Source organism: Salmonella sp. SJTUF15581 (assembly GCF_043356775.1).
GTDB classification, from domain to species: domain Bacteria; phylum Pseudomonadota; class Gammaproteobacteria; order Enterobacterales; family Enterobacteriaceae; genus Salmonella; species Salmonella enterica.
The window spans coordinates 25,267-45,573 of sequence record NZ_JBEUJY010000013.1 but is presented as its reverse complement, the minus strand read 5'-3'; the positions used below and the strand labels follow the sequence as shown (position 1 = coordinate 45,573).

General features: G+C 50.8%; 16 protein-coding genes and 1 pseudogene. 11 read left to right on the top strand and 6 right to left on the bottom strand.

Annotated features, from left to right (window positions below; all coding sequences use genetic code 11):
* Nucleotides 1-3 precede the first annotated feature (3 nt).
* The 3 genes from ABVN36_RS19215 to ABVN36_RS19205 form a co-directional block, all read right to left on the bottom strand.
* The gene (locus ABVN36_RS19215; protein ID WP_023139050.1) at nt 4-2,565 is read right to left on the bottom strand and encodes a fimbrial outer membrane usher protein; all 2,562 of its coding nucleotides are present in this window, start codon (nt 2,563-2,565) and stop codon (nt 4-6) included.
* Nucleotides 2,549-3,310 carry a fimbrial biogenesis chaperone StbB gene (stbB, locus tag ABVN36_RS19210; RefSeq protein ID WP_000781492.1) on the bottom strand — a complete coding sequence of 254 codons (762 nt, stop codon included), beginning with the start codon at nt 3,308-3,310 and terminating at the stop codon, nt 2,549-2,551. Before stbB ends, ABVN36_RS19215 begins: the two co-directional genes overlap by 17 nt.
* A 61-nt stretch (nt 3,311-3,371) precedes the next feature.
* A complete protein-coding gene (locus ABVN36_RS19205) occupies nt 3,372-3,908 on the bottom strand; it encodes a fimbrial protein (protein WP_023139049.1) in 537 nt (178 codons plus the stop codon).
* Between the two features lie 663 nt (nt 3,909-4,571).
* Here ABVN36_RS19205 and ABVN36_RS19200 point away from each other — a divergent pair.
* The 9 genes and pseudogenes from ABVN36_RS19200 to ABVN36_RS19160 all read left to right on the top strand — a co-directional run bounded on the left by ABVN36_RS19200 (nt 4,572) and on the right by ABVN36_RS19160 (nt 11,322).
* The gene (locus ABVN36_RS19200) at nt 4,572-5,306 is read left to right on the top strand and encodes a hypothetical protein (protein WP_023139048.1); all 735 of its coding nucleotides are present in this window, start codon (nt 4,572-4,574) and stop codon (nt 5,304-5,306) included.
* A pseudogene (locus ABVN36_RS19195) lies at nt 5,279-5,579 on the top strand (hypothetical protein). Before ABVN36_RS19200 ends, ABVN36_RS19195 begins: the two are co-directional and overlap by 28 nt.
* 501 nt (nt 5,580-6,080) lie before the next feature.
* Nucleotides 6,081-7,655 carry an EAL domain-containing protein gene (locus tag ABVN36_RS19190; protein ID WP_000868293.1) on the top strand — a complete coding sequence of 525 codons (1,575 nt, stop codon included), beginning with the start codon at nt 6,081-6,083 and terminating at the stop codon, nt 7,653-7,655.
* Between the two features lie 99 nt (nt 7,656-7,754).
* The gene (locus tag ABVN36_RS19185) at nt 7,755-8,498 is read left to right on the top strand and encodes a transcriptional regulator (RefSeq protein WP_000081365.1); all 744 of its coding nucleotides are present in this window, start codon (nt 7,755-7,757) and stop codon (nt 8,496-8,498) included.
* Nucleotides 8,471-8,959, top strand: a complete 489-nt coding sequence (locus ABVN36_RS19180) for a hypothetical protein (protein ID WP_000545949.1) — start codon at nt 8,471-8,473, stop codon at nt 8,957-8,959. Before ABVN36_RS19185 ends, ABVN36_RS19180 begins: the two co-directional genes overlap by 28 nt.
* Nucleotides 8,960-9,360: 401 nt before the next feature.
* A complete protein-coding gene (locus ABVN36_RS19175) occupies nt 9,361-9,885 on the top strand; it encodes an Ail/Lom family outer membrane beta-barrel protein (protein ID WP_000830237.1) in 525 nt (174 codons plus the stop codon).
* 143 nt (nt 9,886-10,028) lie between these two features.
* The gene (locus ABVN36_RS19170) at nt 10,029-10,670 is read left to right on the top strand and encodes a helix-turn-helix transcriptional regulator (protein ID WP_000610827.1); all 642 of its coding nucleotides are present in this window, start codon (nt 10,029-10,031) and stop codon (nt 10,668-10,670) included.
* Nucleotides 10,671-10,680: 10 nt separating this feature from the next.
* Complete coding sequence (locus ABVN36_RS19165; protein WP_000737127.1) at nt 10,681-10,905, top strand: membrane protein; 225 nt, start codon at nt 10,681-10,683, stop codon at nt 10,903-10,905.
* Nucleotides 10,906-10,962: 57 nt separating this feature from the next.
* Entirely contained in the window at nt 10,963-11,322 is a 360-nt protein-coding gene (locus ABVN36_RS19160) for a DUF4156 domain-containing protein (protein WP_000722978.1), read from the top strand.
* A gap of 69 nt (nt 11,323-11,391) precedes the next feature.
* On the opposite strand, the gene mdsC is transcribed toward ABVN36_RS19160, so the two are convergent.
* From mdsC to mdsA, 3 genes are read right to left on the bottom strand one after another with little or no spacing between them, the layout of a single operon-like run.
* Nucleotides 11,392-12,849, bottom strand: a complete 1,458-nt coding sequence (mdsC, locus tag ABVN36_RS19155) for a multidrug efflux transporter outer membrane subunit MdsC (RefSeq protein WP_023139047.1) — start codon at nt 12,847-12,849, stop codon at nt 11,392-11,394.
* A gap of 16 nt (nt 12,850-12,865) precedes the next feature.
* The gene (gene mdsB, locus ABVN36_RS19150; protein ID WP_023139046.1) at nt 12,866-16,033 is read right to left on the bottom strand and encodes a multidrug efflux RND transporter permease subunit MdsB; all 3,168 of its coding nucleotides are present in this window, start codon (nt 16,031-16,033) and stop codon (nt 12,866-12,868) included.
* Complete coding sequence (mdsA, locus tag ABVN36_RS19145; RefSeq protein ID WP_001254848.1) at nt 16,030-17,256, bottom strand: multidrug efflux RND transporter periplasmic adaptor subunit MdsA; 1,227 nt, start codon at nt 17,254-17,256, stop codon at nt 16,030-16,032. The genes mdsB and mdsA overlap by 4 nt, the downstream gene beginning before the upstream one ends.
* Before the next feature lie 276 nt (nt 17,257-17,532).
* Here mdsA and golT point away from each other — a divergent pair, with 276 nt between their 5' ends.
* Both golT and golS read left to right on the top strand, forming a co-directional pair.
* The gene (gene golT, locus ABVN36_RS19140) at nt 17,533-19,821 is read left to right on the top strand and encodes a gold/copper-translocating P-type ATPase GolT (protein ID WP_000083304.1); all 2,289 of its coding nucleotides are present in this window, start codon (nt 17,533-17,535) and stop codon (nt 19,819-19,821) included.
* Between the two features lie 11 nt (nt 19,822-19,832).
* The gene (gene golS / locus ABVN36_RS19135; RefSeq protein WP_001020583.1) at nt 19,833-20,297 is read left to right on the top strand and encodes an Au(I) sensor transcriptional regulator GolS; all 465 of its coding nucleotides are present in this window, start codon (nt 19,833-19,835) and stop codon (nt 20,295-20,297) included.
* Nucleotides 20,298-20,307 lie beyond the last annotated feature (10 nt).

Sequence of the window (20,307 nt, the reverse complement as noted above, 5' to 3'; positions counted from 1 at the left end):
GTGCTATTCCTTCTCGCAGATTTTGTTCAGATAGAGAAACGGTTCTTTGGTGTGAAGATCGAGTTGGTAGGCAACCCGGCAACGCTGGTTTGCCCCTGTTCCCCAGCGCACCAGTAGAGAACCCGACGGATGGGCGATACGGGCATAAATCTGCCCACTCTGGCCGACCATGCCGATGTTTGTGCCTTCACCGTTGAAAACATCAGCGCCCATTGGCGGTATGCCGCCATCCGGCATCTTCACGGAGATCAGCACTGCTTTGCCGCTGATAGTGGCGAAATTGACACGCGCGATGGCGCCGGCATAGGGCACAATCTGCTGACTTCCTCCCGTCAGTTCGGCATCGCTGCGCATCTTACGGGTATCGAGCGTAACGTTATTGACGCGGTAAGGAGATAACGAAGGCAGAATGGCGTAACCAAAGCGATCAACCACTGCACCCTGGCCATTTTGTACGATCGCGCCCTGCGCGCCATCGGCATGAATAAGCGCAAAGGTATCGCTGGTATAGGGGCCAGCCGTCAGACCGCCAGGGTGGAGTACCAGGGTGCCGGACGCGCCCAGTCCTTCCTGACGATAGTTATCACCCTGGTCATAGTTGGCGCGAAGTGCGCCAAACCGGGTGTTTTGTTGTAGATTACCGCCAAACGTCGTTGGCGAGCTGCTATCGCTATTACTATTGCGATAACGCTCGTAGCCGCCATAAACCGACCATGACAGGTCGCTGTTTTCACCGCTACTGCCGGTCATGGATACGGTTGAGGAACGGCTTTGACTGGACTGGTTATAATTCATGGCGACAGACGTTCTGTTTTCGCCCCAATCCAGCGGTATAGAGACATTAAACGACATTGTGGTTTCGGTATATTTTTGTCGGCTACTCACGTCCAGTGGTTCGTTAACGCCGTGATAAAAGCGATCGTAATCCCAGGTGGTGCGCTGTCGTGCGATATTCACCCCGTAGCTTATATTCCGCCACTGGTTGCTATACCCCATTTGTAGCTGTGTTATACGCGATTGGTTATTGTAGTAGTCTGCGGTGCTGGCGCTGAGGTTAAGCGTACCAAGCCGTCCTAACGGCTGGCTTACCGTCGCGGACAGGCGATTGCGCTGATGCAGCGTGTCGGAGTAGTAATCAATCCCCGTTTTTGCTTCCCGGCGTACGCCGAGCACGTCCTGAAGATCGCGAAAGCCGTTGGTTGAATAACGATAAGCCGCCAGTACCAGGTTAGTGCCGGTGGTAAACGTTTTGCTGTAACTGAGTTCCGCGCGCCAGCCTTGTTGGCGATCGTTATGCTCTGCGCGCGCATTCGACCAGGTGGCGTTAAGGCCGAACGCGCCCATACCGGTGGCCCAGACGCCGCCCGCCAGCCATGCCTGGTAACGCTGCGCAATTCGTGAACCGAGGTTGAGGGTAATGGTGTTATTAACGCCGTGCTGGAACGTTCCCTCAAAGAACCGATTTTCAATATCGTAGTACTGACGAACCCTGCCGAAGGCCAGCGAATAGTGCCAGTTACCGGGACGTACCGAATCCGGCACGGAAGAATAAGGCACGGTGAAACGTGAGGTTTTACCGCTGGCCTCGATAACCTCTACCTCCAGATCGCCTTGATAACGGGTGTTGTACAGATCGTCAATATAAAATGGGCCCGGCGGAACGTTGGTTTCATAAATCACTTTCCCCAGTTGTTTTACTACCACGTGCGCGCTACTGGCCGCTACGCCCCGAACTTCCGGCGCATAACCGCGTTTGCCCTGCGGGCGCATCCGCTCGTCGGTGACAAGCTTAGCCCCGTTAAAAGACAGACTGCCGAATAAGCTGGAGTCCGTATAGCTATCGCCCAGCGACAGGATACTGTTAATAGACGCGACAGGTCTTTGCACCCAGGTTCGAACGCTATTATAGCGCCAGGCGCTTCCGCTCTGGTTGCTATTGGCATAGCGCAGATTACTTTGATGACGGACCTGCCAAAGTCCGAGGTTAACGCCCATGTTTAAACCGCTCCATAAGTATTGGTAGCGATAATGGCTGTCGGTATTTTCGGTGTGGGTCCAGTTTGTGTTATGGCGTAAAAACAGCGCCAGCGCGCCGCTATCCCACTCTGAAGGGGAGATATAACCGCGCGGTTTGTGCGTAAGTTCGGTCATTGGAATCGTCAGCAACAGGCGAAGCGTGGCGCTATCAAATTGCCAGCCGGCATGAGGCACCCACTCCCTGAGCGGGCGACACTCGGTCGCAGCGTCGGTCGCGGGGAGTGATTTTATCTGTGCTGCTTTCATCACCGATAAGGGCAGGCAGGGTTCAGTCTGTTGACCCTCTTTTACAGCATTAAATCGAATATTAGTGCTCGAGGTTACCAGCGTGCCATTAACGTAAACGTCGGCAAGATAGTCTCCGGAAGGCGTTTGCTGTTCATTAAAACGGGCAATATTTTGTCCGTAAGTGGCCCCCTGAAGTAGCGCAGGATCAAAATAATACTCTTCACCCTGCGCGGAGCCTGAGCAAACTATGGCGATCAATAGCGCAAGGCTTTTGCGGTTCAAATTAATGGTGGGGGACATCGTAGCTCTCGCTTATCCTTGCGCCCAGGTCGTTAACCAAAGTAACGGTGACTGTACCGGAGAAGGATTTGAGTGACCGTTTGCCCGGCAGCCACCAGGTTTGACTGGAGAAAGGGGCAATCATGTCAGCATCCAGGTTATACGAAGCGCCGTTCACTTTTACATTCAGATTACTTAAAGAGGCAAACCAGGGCTGCGGATTAACAATAACAATACCGCTTTTTCCGGAACCCTTATTTACCGTTTTAATCTGTAGTTTTTTCGCCAGATTATCAGGTTTGCCTAGCCCGTCAGGACGATAGAAAAGTTTTATTCTTGAACGCAACATCACCAACATTTTATTTTGTCCGCTGTCGCTGCCAATATTCGTTGGTGGTACCTGTAATACGTTAAACCAGAATACTGACTCACGATCCTGCGGCAATTTTTTCGTGTTGTTATAAATTACGCGTACCACCTGGCCTGCTTTGGGTTGAATACGAAATACCGGCGGCGTGGCAATGAACGGCATCGCGCTGCTATTTTCCGGGCTGGTATTCATATCGCCATCGTCAAACCAGGTTTGTACGATATAAGGTATTGCATCATTATTTTTTAACTGCACATCTACGGAGGAGGCTGTTGATGGGTAAATTATTCGGCTACCCAAAATAGTAACGCTCGCCCACGATGCTGTGGCGGGTAGGGCCAGCAATAGAAAAACTATTAAGTAATATAATGCGGAATGTCGGGTATCCATTTTCATCTCAACAACTCCCTGGCGATTGAAAATGGTCTGGCGTTTCAACGCCAGACCGTAGCGACAATTATTTATACGAAACGGCGTATTGAAGGGTGGCAGCGACTGTCCCAGCCTCTGCTTTCCCGGTAGAGTAATACCGCGCGGTATAAGTCGCGCTCGCTTCAGAAGCATTTGGTTCCAGCTGTAGGTCGCCGTCGCCAGTAAAGCCGCCGGTCAGATTGATTGGCTCCCCTGAAGTGTCGAGTAATTGGACTTCAACATTTTTCGCGCTGCCAGTATTACCCAGGTTACCGTTACTGGTGACCTGATTACCGACAAAGACAGTGGAAATTTTTGTTGTTTTGTCCTGAGAGCCGGTACACCCGGACAGCCCAATATCAAACGTTATTGGCCCCGCAGTTTTCCCTTGTTCTGATAAGTCTTTAGTACTTACTGTTGGCAATAACACGACGGGTTTAGCCTGATTACCATTAATCGCGACAGAGCACGTTTCATCAGAGACTTCCCCTTGAAAGGTGATGGTGTTATCAGAAACAGCCATCGCGCTGCTGGAGACAAGAAGCGAGCCTGTGATCATTGCTAAATATTTTTTCATAGACATATGATAATGTTCCTGTATTAATCTTTACTTTTTCAGGACGAGTGCAATTCGCCCGAATGTTTCGTGCTTATGGAGGAGTGGTAAAAATAACGATCATTAACTCTATTTTTGGATGTGAGCTATACCCTCCTGACTATTGATAATGCGATATAAAACAAACAGACTTATTTCTCTTATCATGAAATAGAGCGATAAGCGCTTTCGTCCATACATCTCATTAGTACAACTGATAGTGTTATCATTTGATTGAGTGTAATCCGATAACAATTCTCTCCGCGTCTGAATAGATAGACTATGTTGCAATACAAACCTGCACATTTTTGCTATGTAAAATCCGCATCAGTTAAACCTCCCGATGGATAATACGATGGTGAGATTAAGGTAAATTTTCTGAAATGTGCTTCTGAAACAGTATAATTAGTCTTACTTTTTTCTTACTTTTGGCCTTTCAGAAGTTTCCTGAGTTTGCGTTAAGGTAAAGAAAAGTGTTCAGATTTACCTATAACTGTTTGATTTGTAATGTGCAGGTAATACTTGTGTCAATTATTGTTTACTATAAGTGAGACTTATAAGTTAAACTCAGGTTAATTAGGGGGCTGAATTCTTTTTTGAGCATGATAATATGTCGTCTGAATGATGGATGCAGTTACCTTTAGGATTGTCATGAATGAAAGCATATTTTTACTTGATAAGCGTGTTGTATTTGATAGTACGAAGATGACCTTATCGCATGGTAATGAGATAATCAGAATATCAGAAGCTGAGACCCATCTGCTTCTTGCTTTTTGGCATGGTCTTTACAAAAAAGAAGATATTATTCATTTTGTTTGGGAAAATCGTGGAGGCTGCGTCTCAGAATCAAGTTACTATAAACTCATTAATCAAATGAGAAATGATTTTAGTAGCATCGGTCTACAGTCATCTGACATCGTAACTCGCCCTCGAGTGGGGGTGTCGCTGTCTGTTGCCATTGAACCTATAAAAAAAATTACCTCCCTAAAGGTGAGTGATGAAAACGTTAAAGGCACCCCGACTCGGGAGAACATATTTTACAAAATTAAACGTCACAGCGTATTTGTGGTATTAGCAGGAGCCATTCTTCTGGCATTGCTCTATGGTGTATTTACTATATATAAAGCGCCTGTTCGTAACAGCCCTGATAGTTTTTTTACATATCTTGGCGAATATAACGATTATGCAATCTATAAAACAAAAGAGGATAAGGTCACATTAAGTGAAGTAGTTTTTGCTTTTAACTCTCTGAAAATTAAAGTTTACCGGCAAAATGGACGCCATCTTTATTATATCAGGGAGCCTAATATGAATATTTTTCTGCAATGCTTAAATCCTGTTGAAATGGCGGTGCCAAAATGTATTACAGTAAAAGAACGTTACTGATTATATTTGTAATATTTATCGCCATTGTCGCAATCGGATCGGTAATAGCGCTTGAGTGGGTAAATCGTGACTCTTATAGAACCAATAATCTTATATGCACGACAAAATCAGAAGCGTATATTGCGCCACGAAAATTGTACATGGATGGTGGACTTGTGCTGGATCTTAAATCCGGCAGGATTACCCTACACTACGATGTTACTACCGATACGAAAGAGAAACGGCTTTTTTTTCGTGATATCTGCATCAGCAAACTACGCAGAACGGGTATGAAAACATTTACTTTTAAAGTCAATTCAGTTAAGACTTTTGAGTCTGATACTGCTGGCGATTTGTTTTCCTGGTTGAGACTGTTACAGCCTGGTACGATTAATGAGTTAAAGATGGTCAAAATTGGGAAAAATACCTACATGTTTTCGCTTAATCGACATTTGTATAATGTGTGTACCACCAGTAGTAACGTTGAGTTGTAGCCAATAATCTCTGTATTGATGGGAATTCGTTCCGTGATGGTTATGCCTCATCAGGCAGCGAACCTGGCATCTGGCTAACATATTGAATTTAGATATCTGCTATCGCTTATTTTAACGATAGTATCCTGCCCCTGTTGGGTATTGATATTTTCTTGTCTATTTTCGGCACAGGGAGTGCCATCTTGCTATCATTAAGAACGTATAACCTATCTCTCAATATTGCTTTTCTATATTAATGTTACTTTAGTTAACTTATAAAAGCGTACAGTGGCAAAAGGAAGGCCGGTAAGAGGGCAATGATTTGAAAGTAAGAAAGCTATTTCTGATGTTGTTTATTGCCGTTCCACTGATCGTAATGATATTGGTGGGGTTACTCGCGGGTATCTTCCAGCTAAAACGAGATATCGCCGTCAGCGCCAATACGCTGCTGCGGTTTAGCGCGGATATATCTGCCGCCTCCTGGCAAGTCGCCGGAAAAGCCGCCAGACTGGCTGAGAGTTCCTGTACTGACACGCTGAAAGAACTGTCCAGAACGCGGGCCTTCACTCCTTATGTCCGTGACATTGGGTTTCTGGAAAATGGTGATATCACTTGCTCCTTTGTCACAGGAACCGAACGCTATCATTTTTCCCGGCTGGCAGGGCTTTCTTTACCTGCTTCTTATCCGGAACGGTGGTTGCGATCTATCGGTAGTATGGCCGAAGGACCCGATCGCCTTGTTGTGGTTTATGTGAAAAAAGTAGCAGCGAATAAAGCGGCCTTCGTCATTGTGGATTCGCAGTATGTCCAGGAGCTCATGGAGATATTGGCTGCAGAGAGAGCATCAGCCTTTAGCCTGACATTCGGCGCAGGGGAGGCAATTACCAGCGCTGCGACGTTGCGCGGTAAGGCGTTTTTAACGCAGCGCTTCACCTCAACCGATCACACTATCCAGCTGATGGTGCGAACCCCTTTCTCAACGTTATCGGCATACTGGTTACAAAACCTTTTTATTTTTGTTCCGCTGTCATTGTGTCTTTCTGTAGGGATGATATTGTTCTACAGGCGCTGGTATTTAAAACGTTTATCTCTGGCCCGGGAGATTGCCAGGGGAATAACGCACAATGAGTTTACGGTACATTATCAACCTGTTTTTAATGTTAAACACGGTAGTTGCGGTGGCGTGGAGGCGCTAATGCGCTGGCCGCAACCGGATGGCCGTTTTATAACCCCGGATATTTTTATTACCGCCGCAGAAAATGAAGGCATGATTATTCCACTCTCTCGTCATCTGTTCGAACTGATTGCTCATGACGTGATAAACTGGACTGTACCGGATGATTTCTATATCAGCGTAAATATATCGCCTGCGCATCTTATGGATGACGGTTTTATACAAGATATAGAGGCGCTCAGGACTCGTTTGGGAACGATAACGCTTATGTTGGAGCTCACCGAACGTAGCCTGATTGTAGAACCTTCACAGGTCGCAGAAAAACTTTCAACGCTCCGTGAAAAAGGCGTGTTAATAGCGATTGATGATTTTGGAACCGGCTATTGCTCACTCTCCTATCTCCAGCAATTACCTGTAGACTCTCTTAAAATAGACAGAACGTTTATCGATACCATTGATACCAGCAGCAATGATGTTCCTGTCCTGGATACTATCATTACGCTGAGTCAGCGACTGGGGCTCAATGTGGTTGCCGAAGGGGTCAGTACCCAGCACCAATTGCGTTACATCTTAAGCCACGGGGTAGGATTCGTTCAGGGATTTCTTTATGCCAGGCCGATGGGGGCTAATGACTTTATGAGCTGGCTTGGCAAGTCGGCCCAGAGGCAAAATGGTCTGCTCAAGGGGGAAAACGAATCTGCGAGCGGTCTGGTGGCTGAATAATACAGGAGCTCGCTACGGAAAAAAATTCAATAGCGCGATATATCCTGGTAATATGTTTATGCCGTGAAGAAACGTGATAGCACTGGGGCGGATATTTTTATGAGTCAGAACAATTATCTGATTGACAAAAGAGTTATTCTTGATTGTGAACGAATGACGCTTTCCTGCGCCGGAGAGTCGATAACGATATCTGAATCGGAACGCAGTTTGCTTATCGCTTTTCATGAAGGCCTTTTTAAAAAAGATGATTTAATTAACTATGTCTGGGGGCGCAAAGGTGTCGTGGTCTCTGATGCCAGTTATTATAAATTGATTAACCAGCTACGAGGGTCATTTGATAAAATTGGTCTTAAGGGGGCGTCTGTTGTGACTCGTCCTCGCGTGGGTGTTTTACTCTCAGTTTCCATTGAACCGTTGAGTGATGAGGCGCAAAATACGCCGTTGCCTGCTGTTGCTGAAACAGAATTATCGACGGTTGAAGTGCGACGCGATGACACTATTATCCCCCCAATACCGGGCGCTGTGAATAAAAAAGATTGGCTCTACTTTTGCCTGGCCGCGCTTCTAATGTTTTTTATGATGTATAAAGTTAAGGGTGAAAATATTGATTACTTTACCCTTCAGGGTTCGTATGATGGATACACTTTTTATAGTGTCGGGCATGATAAAACCCATCTGACGGATATCGTTGAAGCGTACTCTGAGATGAGTAATGAAATACATAAACAAAACGGAAAAATCATTTATTACATTCGCGTTCCTAATACAAATATTTTTGTCCAGTGTCTTAACCAACTTGATATAGCGGAGCCGAAATGCATTTCTATAAAAGAACGTTATTAAGCGTGGCGACGCTTGGTATGTTGGCTGTTTCAGTCGTACTGATGGTAGTTTGGGTACGAAACAGTAGCCATAGTTCTATTAATACTAATGAATTTTTATGCACGACAAGAACGGTAACGACGATACAGCCTAAAGATATCCATGCCGATGGCAGTCTTGTTCTTGATTTTAAGATGAAGAGAATTACGCTTCAATATGAAATAAAAACAAAAGATAACGGTGTAAAAATATTATACCGGGACGTATATATGAAAAATTTACATCGAACAGCGCCTGGTGTTTATACGTTCGAAGTATCCCAGGTAAAAGTCTTTGCCACGGACACGGCTGGCGATCTGTTATCATATTTACGGGTTCTGCATCCGGAAGCGGCTAATGAGATTCGAATATCTAAAGTGGGTGAGAAAACCTTTTTTTATTCTCTTAATCGGCAGCTTTATAACGTTTGTACCGCGCAGTAGATCTGAATGTTGTCTGAATGTGTCAGAAAGCGAGTTGCGAAATTGCCCTCCGCAAGGGTAAAGGTTAACTCAATAATCAATTAAAATACATGCAAAACAATGAGTTATGAATTTTTTACTCGTCAGGGAGGTAACTGATACTCGCTGATAACCTCTCGCAGTCCGCCTGACGGATGCGATGCCAGGATCGGGTCTGAAGCAACTATGAATCCGCCATTAATAAAAAAGTAAGAACTCTGTAAGACTGATTTCATATCCATTATCGAATATATCAGGTTATATTACCTCCGCAGTTGGCATGACTGGTAATAAGCGCATTAGGTGCTCTTAATCTAAATGCTATTTGTGTGCCATAAGTTTCGGTACCGCCTTAATTATATATCAAAAATGGAGTGGTTTTAATGAAAAGACGGTCTTCGTTCCTTGTTTTTTTAGGTTTATTATTAGCGTCACCTTTAGCTTTGGCTAACGATCAGCACACCGTATCGTTTGGTTATGCACAAACTCATCTCAGTTCATTGAAAAATAGCGATAGCAAAGATCTGCGAGGCTTTAATTTTAAATATCGTTACGAGTTTAATGAGACCTGGGGGATGTTAGGCTCATTCACCGCGACGCGCAATGAAATGGAGAACTACACCTGGAAAGAGGGGAAATTGCATAAAAATGGTTCCGATTCTGTAGACTATGGTTCTTTGATGTTTGGACCAACATATCGTTTTAATGACTATGTGAGCCTGTACGGTAATGCGGGTATAGCGACGATGAAATTTAATAAACACTCAAAAGAAGACTCCTTTGCCTACGGCGCTGGCGTAATATTTAATCCAGTTAAGAGTATATCTATCGATGCATCATGGGAAGCCAGTCGTTTCTTCGCTGTGGATACCAATACATTTGGTGTCAGCGTAGGTTATCGCTTCTGATATTAAAAGTATAAGCGTTACGTTTATGGCAAGGAATTAAAAATAATATGGCGCTGCTACAGAATAGGGATGGTTATGAGCGCTCAGGTAATCTTAAGAGGAAGATAAAACACTCACCGTAGCGTTATTCTATTGATGAAATTATGATAAATTCACTATCGGAACAACTTCCGTTAAAAACGATAGGTATAGTTTTAACGGATGATTATTATACTTATTTAGGCATCGCTTCACTCTTTGAGGATGGGAAGTGCTTTATGTTCCCACTCAATGGAGAATATAATTCGTGTCAGATATCAGCTAGCGAAGATATCATAATTATTATTGATGGACGAGTTTTGATTCAGGGGGTCTGGAAAGGTTTTAAGGCGCTCATGCAGCATTATCCACATGCTCGTCGAATCTGGCTCACGCGCAGAGATATTGGAAAACTTTATCCACATGGCTGCGATAGAGATCCTGATATCGATCCCGATTTGGCAAAGCCTGTTTTTATTGAGCATTTCATTAAATACGCTTGTGCAAACGAAGTAGCGGTCGGTGAACTTGCGCCGTTGACAAAAAAGGAGGAGGAGTTGTTATGGCACTTTTTATATAAAAAGTCGATGAGTCAGATCGCCAGTAGCTATGGCATGAGTCGTAAGACTTTGTACATTCATAGATTGCGTATCTGTCGTAAATATGGCTTCAAACGCTTTTTCCATTTGCTATTTATTTACCAAAGAAGTCGCCATATCTTCGCATCTAAAATTTGCCGTGTAGACAAAAACGCCGATCAGGCTTGAAGCAAACAAGATGAAAAAGTTAACGATGAGAGAGTGTGAAAGCATCAATCCTACTATGCTGCTTGCCATTAAGATACTTATCTCGGCGCTTGACGAAAAAACAAAAATAAGGCTCAGAGAGCATATTGAAAAAACTGAACAAGAAATAGCCTCAAGCATACATGATAGCATCATGACAGAGACTTTTCTTCAGCAAATGAAAGACATTCGTTACATCTTAAATATAGTTCCTTGACGGCGTTCAGAAGCAAGAACGCGTTATTATTTAATGATTAATAGACCAGGTATTAGTATGAAAAAGATCTTAGTATGTTTCGTCGGCTTGGCTTTAACCGCATGTAGCGCTAATTCGTTGAATTATGGCGCTGAACAGGTACGGGTGATGACCAGCGAGCCAGGTAAGGAATGCAGCTACTTAGGGGATATCACGGGCAGCCAGGGGAATTTCTTTACCGGTGGCTGGACTTCCAACAGTAACCTGGAAACGGGTGCCCGTAACGATCTGAAAAACAAAGCTTATAAAATGGGCGGAAATACGGTAGTCCTGTTAACCCAGCGTGCAGGCCAGACAGGAAGTTCATGGCACGGTTCTGGCTCAAGCAAACAAACCAATGTCACGTTAAGCGGGAACGTTTATCGTTGCCCTCGTTAACCTTATTTTGCAGGCAATATATGCCTGTTTAGCGCGCGCGCCGCACTGGCGACGCGCGCGCTATTTGGGCTAACCTTGCTTTTTCTCGCTGTATTCCCGCCAACCGCCGCCTAATGCTTTATACAGATTAATGATATTTAGCTGTTGCATGAGCCGTGTGCGTACCAGGCGCTGTTGCGCGCCATAAAGCATACGATGGGTATCAAGCAGCGTAAGGTAGTCATCGACGCCTTCCTGAAAACGGAGTCCGGCCAGCTCATAGGCGATTTGACTGGCTTCAACCGCGCGTTGTTCTGATTGCACCTGGTCATTCAGCGTACGCTGTCCCGCCAGACCATCCGCCACGTCGCGAAAGGCTTGCTGAATAACGTTTTCATACCTGGCGATTTCAATCTGTTTTTGGACATGCGCCCTATCCAGGTCAGCGCGTAATGCGCCGCCGTGAAAGAGAGGCAAGGTGATTTGCGGTAGAAAACGCCAGCTTCCCGATCCCGGTTCAAAGAGTCCGCTAAGAGACGCGCTGGCCGTTCCCGCCGCGCCTGTCAGGCTGATGGTCGGGAAGAAGGCGGCGCGCGCTGCGCCTATCCGGGCGTTTGCGCCACGCAGCCTGTACTCGGCGGCGCGAATATCCGGGCGGCGTACCAGCAGATCTGACGGTAATCCGCCTGGCAGAGTGGTCGGGATCGCGCCTTCCGTAAGCGTGACCGCCTCGTTTAGTCGACGCGACAGCTCAGGCGTGAGCGGCTGGCCCAACAGCAATTCAAGCGCGTTACGATCCCGCGCCAACTGTCGCGTATACGCCGCGCGATTGATTTCCGCAGAACGCAGCGCGATCTCCGCCATACGCAGATCGAGCTGTGTGGCGTTGCCTGTCCGGGCAAGCTGGGTTGTCAATGTGTATGAACTTTTTTGCGCGGCCAGCGTATCTTCGGTTAAGCGCAGCAGCTCCCGGTCAGCCAGTAGCGTCAGCCAGGCGCTGGCGACTTCGGAAACCAGGCTCATTCGCGCCGCAATGTACGTCTCATCAAGCGCCATATAGGCGGCTAATGCCTGGTCGCTAAGGCTTCGCACTCGCCCCCAGAGATCCAGTTCCCAGGCCGTCGTCGCCCCAGCCATCTCGTAGCGTCGGTTAATCTCAGGCTCGTCCGTGACGCTGAGATCGGCGGGAGTGCGACCGGCGTCCATGGCGGTGGCGATGCCGAGCGTCGGCAGCATCTCCGCGCGCTGAATACGGTGTAACGCCCGGGCGGCTTCAACATTGAGCCCTGCCTTGCGTAAATCCCGATTATTGCGTAACGCGATCGCGATCAGTTCCTGTAGAAGCGGATCGTGGAAGAAATCACGCCAGCCAATGTCAGCGGCATCCGGCGCGCCAGAAACGGTTGACGTTGCGTAGGGATAGACCATCGCAGTCGGCGATGCGGGGCGTTCGTGCTTCGGCGCCATCGTACAGCCAGCAAGCGTGGTGACGAAAGCAAGCGTCGCCAGCGTGGCGGTCTGCCGATAGCCTGTAAAAGTGATCTTCATTATGCCATTCCCATCATTATGCTTGCTGATCATGCGAATCAACGCGGTTCTCACGCTTTAATGCCATCCTGCGAACCACCACGTAAAATACAGGCGTCAATAACAGGCCGAAGAGCGTGACGCCCAACATGCCGGCAAACACGGCGATGCCCATCGCATGTCGCATTTCCGCGCCGGCACCCGTCGCGAGTACCAGCGGTACTACACCTGCGATAAAGGCGAATGAGGTCATCAGGATAGGACGCAGACGCAGGCGGGACGCTTCCAGCACGGCGGTCAGCGGGTCTGCGCCGTCGTGTTCTTTGGCGCGGGCAAACTCGACAATCAAAATGGCGTTCTTGGCCGCCAGGCCGACCAGCACCACGAAACCAATCTGCGTAAAGATATTGTTATCTCCGCCAGATACCCACACGCCGACAATGGCTGAGAGTAATGACATAGGCGCAATAAGCAGGACGGCGAAGGGCAGCGACCAACTGTTGTACTGCGCCGCCAGGATCAGGAAGGCCAACAGCACCGCCAGCGCAAAGATAGCAAGCGCGGAGTTGCCGGCCTGTTTTTCCTGATAAACCAGATCGGTCCATTCGAAGACCATCCCTTCCGGTAACGTTTCACGCACGATCTTTTCAATCGCGTCCGTCGCCTGTCCGGAGGAGAAGCCCGGAGCCGGTCCACCGCTAATATCTACCGAGGGGAAGCCGTTGTAATGGATGATTCTGTCCGGCCCCGACTGGCGCATAATCGTGACGAAAGCGCTAAGCGGGATCATCTCGCCCTTCGCATTGCGGACTTTAAGCAGGCCGATATCCTCTTGCTGCATACGGAATGGCGCATCGGCCTGCGCCATCACCCGCCAGGTGCGGCCAAATCGGTTGAAATCGTTGACGTAAAGCGAGCCGAGGTTAATTTGCAACGTTTCAAAGATGTCGGTGAGCGATACCCCCATTGATTTCGCCTTTACCCGGTCGATATCCACCTGTAATTGCGGGGCGTTCGTCTGGAAACTGGCCAGCATATTGGCCAGTTCGGGCGTCTGCATCGCCTTAGACATAATCTCGCTTTGCACCTTTGTCATCGCTTCAAATCCCAGTTCCGCACGATCTTCAATCTGCAATTTAAAGCCGCCCGTCGCGCCAAGCCCTGGAACCGGCGGCGGTGGGAAGATGCCAATAAACCCGTCGGGAATGTGGCTAAATTTGTGCATTAGCTTTCCGGCGATAGCGTTAGCGGAAAGCGAAGGATCTTCACGCTCGTCAAAGGGTTTTAGCATGGCGAACATTAGCGCCGAATTTGGCACATTTACCGGGCCGTTAACCGACAGGCCGGGGAAGACGACGACGCTTTCGACGCCGGGTTCCGCCAGTGCGATAGCGGACATCTGTTTTACGACCGCCTCTGTGCGATCCAACGATGCGCCGCTTGGGAGCTGGGCGATGCCGACGAGATAGTATTTATCCTGCGCAGGCACAAACCCGTTCGGCACCTGATGGAAGCCAAGCCAGGTCAGCCCCACAAAGCCAGCATAGAGCACCATCACAATGATGCTGCCGCGCACGGCCCGACGGACGGCGCTAACATAGCGGTTCGACGCGCTGTCGAAGAAACGGTTAAAGCGATGGAAAAAACCGCCAGTGACCGTGCCCATCAACCGCGTTAGCCAGTCAGCCTTCGCAGTATCGTGGTGCGGTCTTAGCAAAATGGCAGCCAGCGCAGGGGAGAGCGTCAGCGAGTTAATGGCCGAAAGGATGGTCGAAATAGCGATGGTCAACGCGAACTGACGATAAAACTCACCCTGCAGGCCCGCCAGGAATGCGGAAGGGATAAAGACCGCCGTCAGCACCGAGGTAATAGAAAGAATGGGACCAGTGACTTCATCCATCGCCTTCTTTGCCGCCTCTCCGGGGCTTTTGCCCTGCGAGATATGCCGTTCCACGTTTTCGACCACAACGATGGCGTCATCGACAACGATACCTATCGACAGGACCAAACCAAACAGCGAAAGCGTATTCAGCGAAAAGCCAAACAGGTGCATCAAGGCAAAGGTGCCGACCAGCGAAACGGGAACCGCCACCAGAGGAATAATGGACGCCCGCCAGGTTTGCAGGAACAGCACCACGACAAGGACGACCAGCACGAGGGCTTCCAGCAACGTAATCGCCACCGATTGTAGCGATGCGCGCACGAAGACCGTAGGATCATAGGCAATCCGGTATTCGATATCCTGCGGGAAGTTTCGCTGCAACTCATCCATTTTGCCGCGAATCGCGTTAGATACGTCAATTGCATTGGCGCCCGGACTTTGAATAATCTGTAACGCTGGCGCCGCTTCGCCATTCAGTAAACTGCGCAGCGTATAGGCATCTGCGCCCAGCGTGACGCGGGCGACATCACGCAGACGCGTCACCTCGCCGTCAGCGCCGATTTTTACCACAATCTCGCCGAACTGTTCTTCGCTGGTCAGGCGGCCCAGCGTGTTTACCGTCATCTGAAAAGCGGCGGAGGCCTCCGGCTGCTGCCCGACGGAACCGGCGGCGACCTGTACGTTTTGTTCCCGCAACGCCGTAACGATATCACTGGCGGTAAGACCGCGGTTGGCGATTTTCGCCGGGTCCAGCCAGACGCGCATGGCGTACTCGCCCGCGCCCCAGACGAGAACATCGCCGACGCCAGGTAAACGGGCCAGTTCGTCGCGAACCTGCCGGATGGCGAAGTTAGACAGGTAAAGCGAGTCATAGCGTTTTTGCGGCGAGACAAGATGGACCACCATCAACATATCGGGGGACGTTTTCTCCGTTACAACGCCAATTCGCTGGACTTCTTCGGGCAGGCGAGGCAGCGCGCGGGATACCCGGTTTTGCACCTGAATTTGCGCCATATCAGGATCGGTTCCCTGTTCGAAGGCGATAGAGATAACCATGCGGCCATCAATGGCCATCTGGGTATTCATATACAACATGCCGTCAACGCCGTTGATCACCTGTTCCAGCGGCGCGGCTACCGTATCGGCAATCACTTGCGGGTTAGCGCCGGGGTAGCTGGCGCTAACCTGTACCGTGGGCGGCGTAACGGCCGGATATTCACTCAGCGGCAGTTTTAAAAAGGCGATAGCGCCAGCCAGCAGCATTAACAGCGACAGGACGATGGCGAAGATGGGTCGTGCGATGAAAAAGTGGGTGAATTTCATTGGCGCACCGCCTTCGGCGCACTGTCGCCGTCCGCTTTAGTCAATGTCGCGGTCTGTTTGTCGGTCACATTCTGCCGCATCGGCACCAGACGCGGCGCAACGGTCATGCCAGGACGCACCAGCCCCTTGAGGATGATTTTTTCTCCCGGCAGTACTCCCTGTGTAACGACGCGGAGTCCATCGACCATTTGTCCCAGCTCAACCGGACGATACTCCACCTGATTCTCCTTGCCGACGATCAGCACATAGTTTTTGCCCTGATCGGCGCTCACCGCCAGATCGTCAATCAGCACGGTTTCCCGCGGCTCGCCGATGGGCAAACTGATTCGGGCAAACAGGCCGGGAGAAAGCATTCCGTCGGGGTCAGGAATCACGGCGCGCGCCCGGATAGTGCCGGTGCTGCGGTTCATCTGATTGCCCATAAAGTCGAGTACGCCCTGATAAGGCAGCCCGTTATCGGTGGTTAACCCCATGTTGACTACCGGTGGATTTTTGTCGGAGCGGGTATGCCGTAACGCCTTCAGCCAGGTGGCTTCGTCAATATCGAAATACACATACATGGGATTGTGAGACACGATAGTCGTCAGAAGCGTGGCGTTACCCGCTACGCCGCCGCTGACCAGATTGCCCCGGGTCACCAGTATGCGGTCAACGCGTCCGGCAATGGGCGCGGTAATACGGGTCCAGGAGAGTTCAAGGCGCGCTGCGGCGACGGCGGCTTTGGCCGATTGCATCTGCGCCTGTCGCGCATTACGCGTGGCGGTGACATCGTCAGCGTTTTTACGTGATACGGCGCCGCTGGCGACCAGTCGTTGAATGCGATCGAAATCCGCCTGCGCCTGGCGGGCCAGTACTTCAGCCTGACGTAATTGCGCGACGGCGGTGTCGAGGGCGACCTCGAACGGGCGCGGATCGATCTGGAACAGCAGTTGTCCGCGGCTTACCAGACGTCCTTCCGGAACGCTGACGGCGTCAAGGGTTCCTCCCACGCGCGAACGCAGCTCCACGGTCTCCGGCGCGGCCAGAAAACCGGTGAATTCCGCCGTAGGCGCGAGTGTGCGGCTAAGGGCTTTAGCAACCGGTACCGACGGTGGAGGCGGCGCGCTGGCCGGTGGTCCGACGGCGTTGTCTTTATCCCATAGTGCTTCGCCGGCCATATAAATCACGCCCCCGATGGCGGCGATGACGCCGGCTATCAACATAATTTTGAATGTTCTACGCATGTCGTTTCCCTCTTTACCGCAGCGTGTCGGCCATTCCGCAACGCTGCCGCAGAATTTTTGGCAAAGGCTAGGCGTTACAACGAAGGAAAGGTCAAGCGTTCCTGACGGGTTTTTTCGGGGCGTGGGTCGGCATCGTGGCGTAAATGTCTCGCATCATCCTCTTTTATGAGCCATCTCACATTCTCGCCGAACCGTGCAGCCTGAATACGCTTGACCTTCCCACAATGGCAAGCTTTAGGCTTTCTGATACCGAATAGTCAGGATGGGGAACTCGTCATGAGTCAGTCAGAAAATCGTCACGACACGATAAGCTTGCTTATTGAAGGTATGACCTGCGCGTCGTGCGTCGCTCGCGTTGAAAAAGGTATTAAGGCTGTGCCTGGCGTAACGGACGCTACGGTGAATCTGGCGACGGAGCGCGCCACCGTTCGCGGGACGGCGTCGGCGGAGGCGGTGATCGCGGCGATTGAAAAAACGGGGTATGAGGCGCGACCGATAGAGACGGCGGGGCAGGGTGAAGACGACTCTGAAGAGAAAAAAGAGGCCGAGCGCGTCAGGCTGAAGCGCGATCTGATTCTCGCCAGCGTGCTGGCGCTCCCCGTTTTTGTGCTTGAAATGGGCTCGCACCTTATTCCTGGTATGCACGAGTGGGTGATAAAAACGATTGGCCTGCAACAAAGCTGGTACTGGCAATTTGCACTGACCCTGTTGGTGCTGACGCTCCCCGGTCGCCGTTTTTACCTTAAAGGGTTCCCGGCGCTGGCGCGTCTGGCGCCGGACATGAACTCGCTGGTCGCCGTGGGAACCGCAGCGGCATTCGGCTACTCGCTGGTGGCGACCTTTACGCCCGACCTGTTGCCTGAAGGGACGGTAAACGTCTATTACGAGGCCGCCGCAGTGATTGTCGCGCTTATTCTGCTGGGGCGCTTTCTGGAGGCAAGGGCGAAGGGGCGGACTTCCGAAGCGATTAAACGTCTGGTGGGGCTACAGGCGCGGGTCGCGCATGTGTTACGCGAGGGCCGCATCGTGGATATCCCTGTCGACGAGGTTGTGCTGGGCGACTGTGTGGAGGTTCGGCCAGGCGAGCGGATACCGGTTGACGGCGAAGTAACCGAAGGCCGCAGCTTCGTTGACGAGTCGATGATTACCGGCGAACCGATACCGGTTGAGAAATCCGCAGGAAGCGCGGTGGTGGGCGGTACCGTAAACCAAAAAGGCGCGCTCACGCTGCGGGCGACCGCCGTCGGCGGACAGACCATGCTGGCGCAAATCATTCGTCTGGTGGAACAGGCGCAGGGTTCAAAACTGCCGATTCAGGCCGTCGTGGATAAAGTGACGCTGTGGTTTGTCCCGATGGTAATGCTTATTGCTGCGCTGACCTTTGTGGTATGGCTGGCGTTTGGGCCGTCGCCAGCGCTGACTTTCGCTCTGATCAATGGCGTTGCGGTGCTGATTATCGCCTGTCCTTGCGCGATGGGCCTGGCGACGCCGACCTCCATTATGGTGGGAACCGGTCGTGGGGCGGAAATGGGCGTGCTGTTCCGTAAGGGGGAGGCGTTACAGCTACTCAAAGACGCTAAGGTGGTGGCCGTAGACAAAACCGGGACGCTTACCGAAGGCCGCCCGGTACTGACCGATCTCGACGTGGCCAGCGGCTTTGAGCGCCGTGAGGTGCTGGCGAAAGTCGCGGCGGTAGAATCGCGTTCAGAGCATCCGATTGCCCGTGCGATTGTCGTGTCGGCAGAAGAGGAAGGGATCGCGCTACCAGGCATGAGCGGCTTCGAATCGGTGACCGGGATGGGCGTATACGCTACCGTTGACGGTACGCGTGTTGACGTGGGGGCCGATCGCTATATGCGCGAAATTGGCGTGGATATTAGCGGCTTCGCCACCACCGCCGAACGGTTAGGGCAGGAAGGGAAATCGCCGCTCTATGCGGCTATTGACGGTCAACTGGCGGCGATTATCGCCGTGGCCGATCCGATCAAACCCAGTACGCCCGCCGCAATTAACGCTTTACATCAGCTCGGCATTAAGGTCGCCATGATCACTGGCGATAATGCCCGCACGGCACAGGCTATCGCCAGACAGTTAGGGATTGATGACGTGGTCGCCGAGGTATTGCCAGAAGGGAAAGTCGAGGCGATACGGCGCCTGAAAGCGGCGTATGGGCAGGTGGCGTTTGTCGGCGATGGCATCAACGATGCGCCAGCGCTGGCGGAGTCCGACGTGGGGCTGGCGATTGGCACCGGCACCGATGTGGCGGTGGAATCCGCCGACGTCGTACTAATGTCCGGCAACCTGCAAGGCGTGCCGAATGCTATCGCGCTGTCTAAAGCGACCATCCGCAATATCCACCAGAATCTGTTCTGGGCCTTTGCTTACAATACGGCGCTGATTCCTGTCGCGGCAGGCGCGCTATTTCCGGTATGGGGCATATTATTGTCCCCGGTATTCGCCGCAGGGGCGATGGCGATGTCGAGCGTGTTCGTGCTGGGCAACGCTTTGCGGCTGCGCCGTTTCCGGGCGCCGATGGCAACCCCATCCGACACATCCACGACATGAGGAGGAGCGTCATGAACATCGGTAAAGCAGCTAAAGCATCGAAAGTTTCGGCCAAAATGATTCGCTACTATGAACAGATTGGTCTGATTCCCGCGGCAAGTCGGACGGATTCCGGCTATCGGGCCTATACCCAGGCTGATGTTAATCAATTGCATTTTATACGCCGCGCGCGCGACCTCGGCTTTTCAGTTGCTGAAATCAGCGACTTACTGAATCTTTGGAATAACCAGTCGCGGCAAAGCGCTGACGTCAAACGCCTGGCGCAGACGCACATTGATGAACTGGACAGACGTATCCAGAACATGCAGCACATGGCGCAAACCCTCAAAGCGCTGATTCACTGCTGCGCCGGCGACGCGCTGCCAGATTGCCCCATTCTGCATACGCTTGGACAACCTGACGATAGCGAGCCGGAGGCGCGTACCGGAGCGGTATTGCGCCGTCCTCGTCGCCACGGACTGGCAAAGCGTCTGTAAGTCCTGAGAT

What these genes read in the sequence shown, in the direction of transcription:
- ABVN36_RS19215 (WP_023139050.1), bottom strand. Translation starts at nt 2,565, where the DNA reads ATGTCCCCCACCATTAATTTGAACCGCAAAAGCCTTGCGCTATTGATC.
- stbB (WP_000781492.1), bottom strand. Translation starts at nt 3,310, where the DNA reads ATGAAAATGGATACCCGACATTCCGCATTATATTACTTAATAGTTTTT.
- ABVN36_RS19205 (WP_023139049.1), bottom strand. Translation starts at nt 3,908, where the DNA reads ATGTCTATGAAAAAATATTTAGCAATGATCACAGGCTCGCTTCTTGTC.
- ABVN36_RS19200 (WP_023139048.1), top strand. Translation starts at nt 4,572, where the DNA reads ATGAATGAAAGCATATTTTTACTTGATAAGCGTGTTGTATTTGATAGT.
- ABVN36_RS19185 (WP_000081365.1), top strand. Translation starts at nt 7,755, where the DNA reads ATGAGTCAGAACAATTATCTGATTGACAAAAGAGTTATTCTTGATTGT.
- ABVN36_RS19180 (WP_000545949.1), top strand. Translation starts at nt 8,471, where the DNA reads ATGCATTTCTATAAAAGAACGTTATTAAGCGTGGCGACGCTTGGTATG.
- ABVN36_RS19175 (WP_000830237.1), top strand. Translation starts at nt 9,361, where the DNA reads ATGAAAAGACGGTCTTCGTTCCTTGTTTTTTTAGGTTTATTATTAGCG.
- ABVN36_RS19170 (WP_000610827.1), top strand. Translation starts at nt 10,029, where the DNA reads ATGATAAATTCACTATCGGAACAACTTCCGTTAAAAACGATAGGTATA.
- ABVN36_RS19165 (WP_000737127.1), top strand. Translation starts at nt 10,681, where the DNA reads ATGAAAAAGTTAACGATGAGAGAGTGTGAAAGCATCAATCCTACTATG.
- ABVN36_RS19160 (WP_000722978.1), top strand. Translation starts at nt 10,963, where the DNA reads ATGAAAAAGATCTTAGTATGTTTCGTCGGCTTGGCTTTAACCGCATGT.
- mdsC (WP_023139047.1), bottom strand. Translation starts at nt 12,849, where the DNA reads ATGAAGATCACTTTTACAGGCTATCGGCAGACCGCCACGCTGGCGACG.
- mdsB (WP_023139046.1), bottom strand. Translation starts at nt 16,033, where the DNA reads ATGAAATTCACCCACTTTTTCATCGCACGACCCATCTTCGCCATCGTC.
- mdsA (WP_001254848.1), bottom strand. Translation starts at nt 17,256, where the DNA reads ATGCGTAGAACATTCAAAATTATGTTGATAGCCGGCGTCATCGCCGCC.
- golT (WP_000083304.1), top strand. Translation starts at nt 17,533, where the DNA reads ATGAGTCAGTCAGAAAATCGTCACGACACGATAAGCTTGCTTATTGAA.
- golS (WP_001020583.1), top strand. Translation starts at nt 19,833, where the DNA reads ATGAACATCGGTAAAGCAGCTAAAGCATCGAAAGTTTCGGCCAAAATG.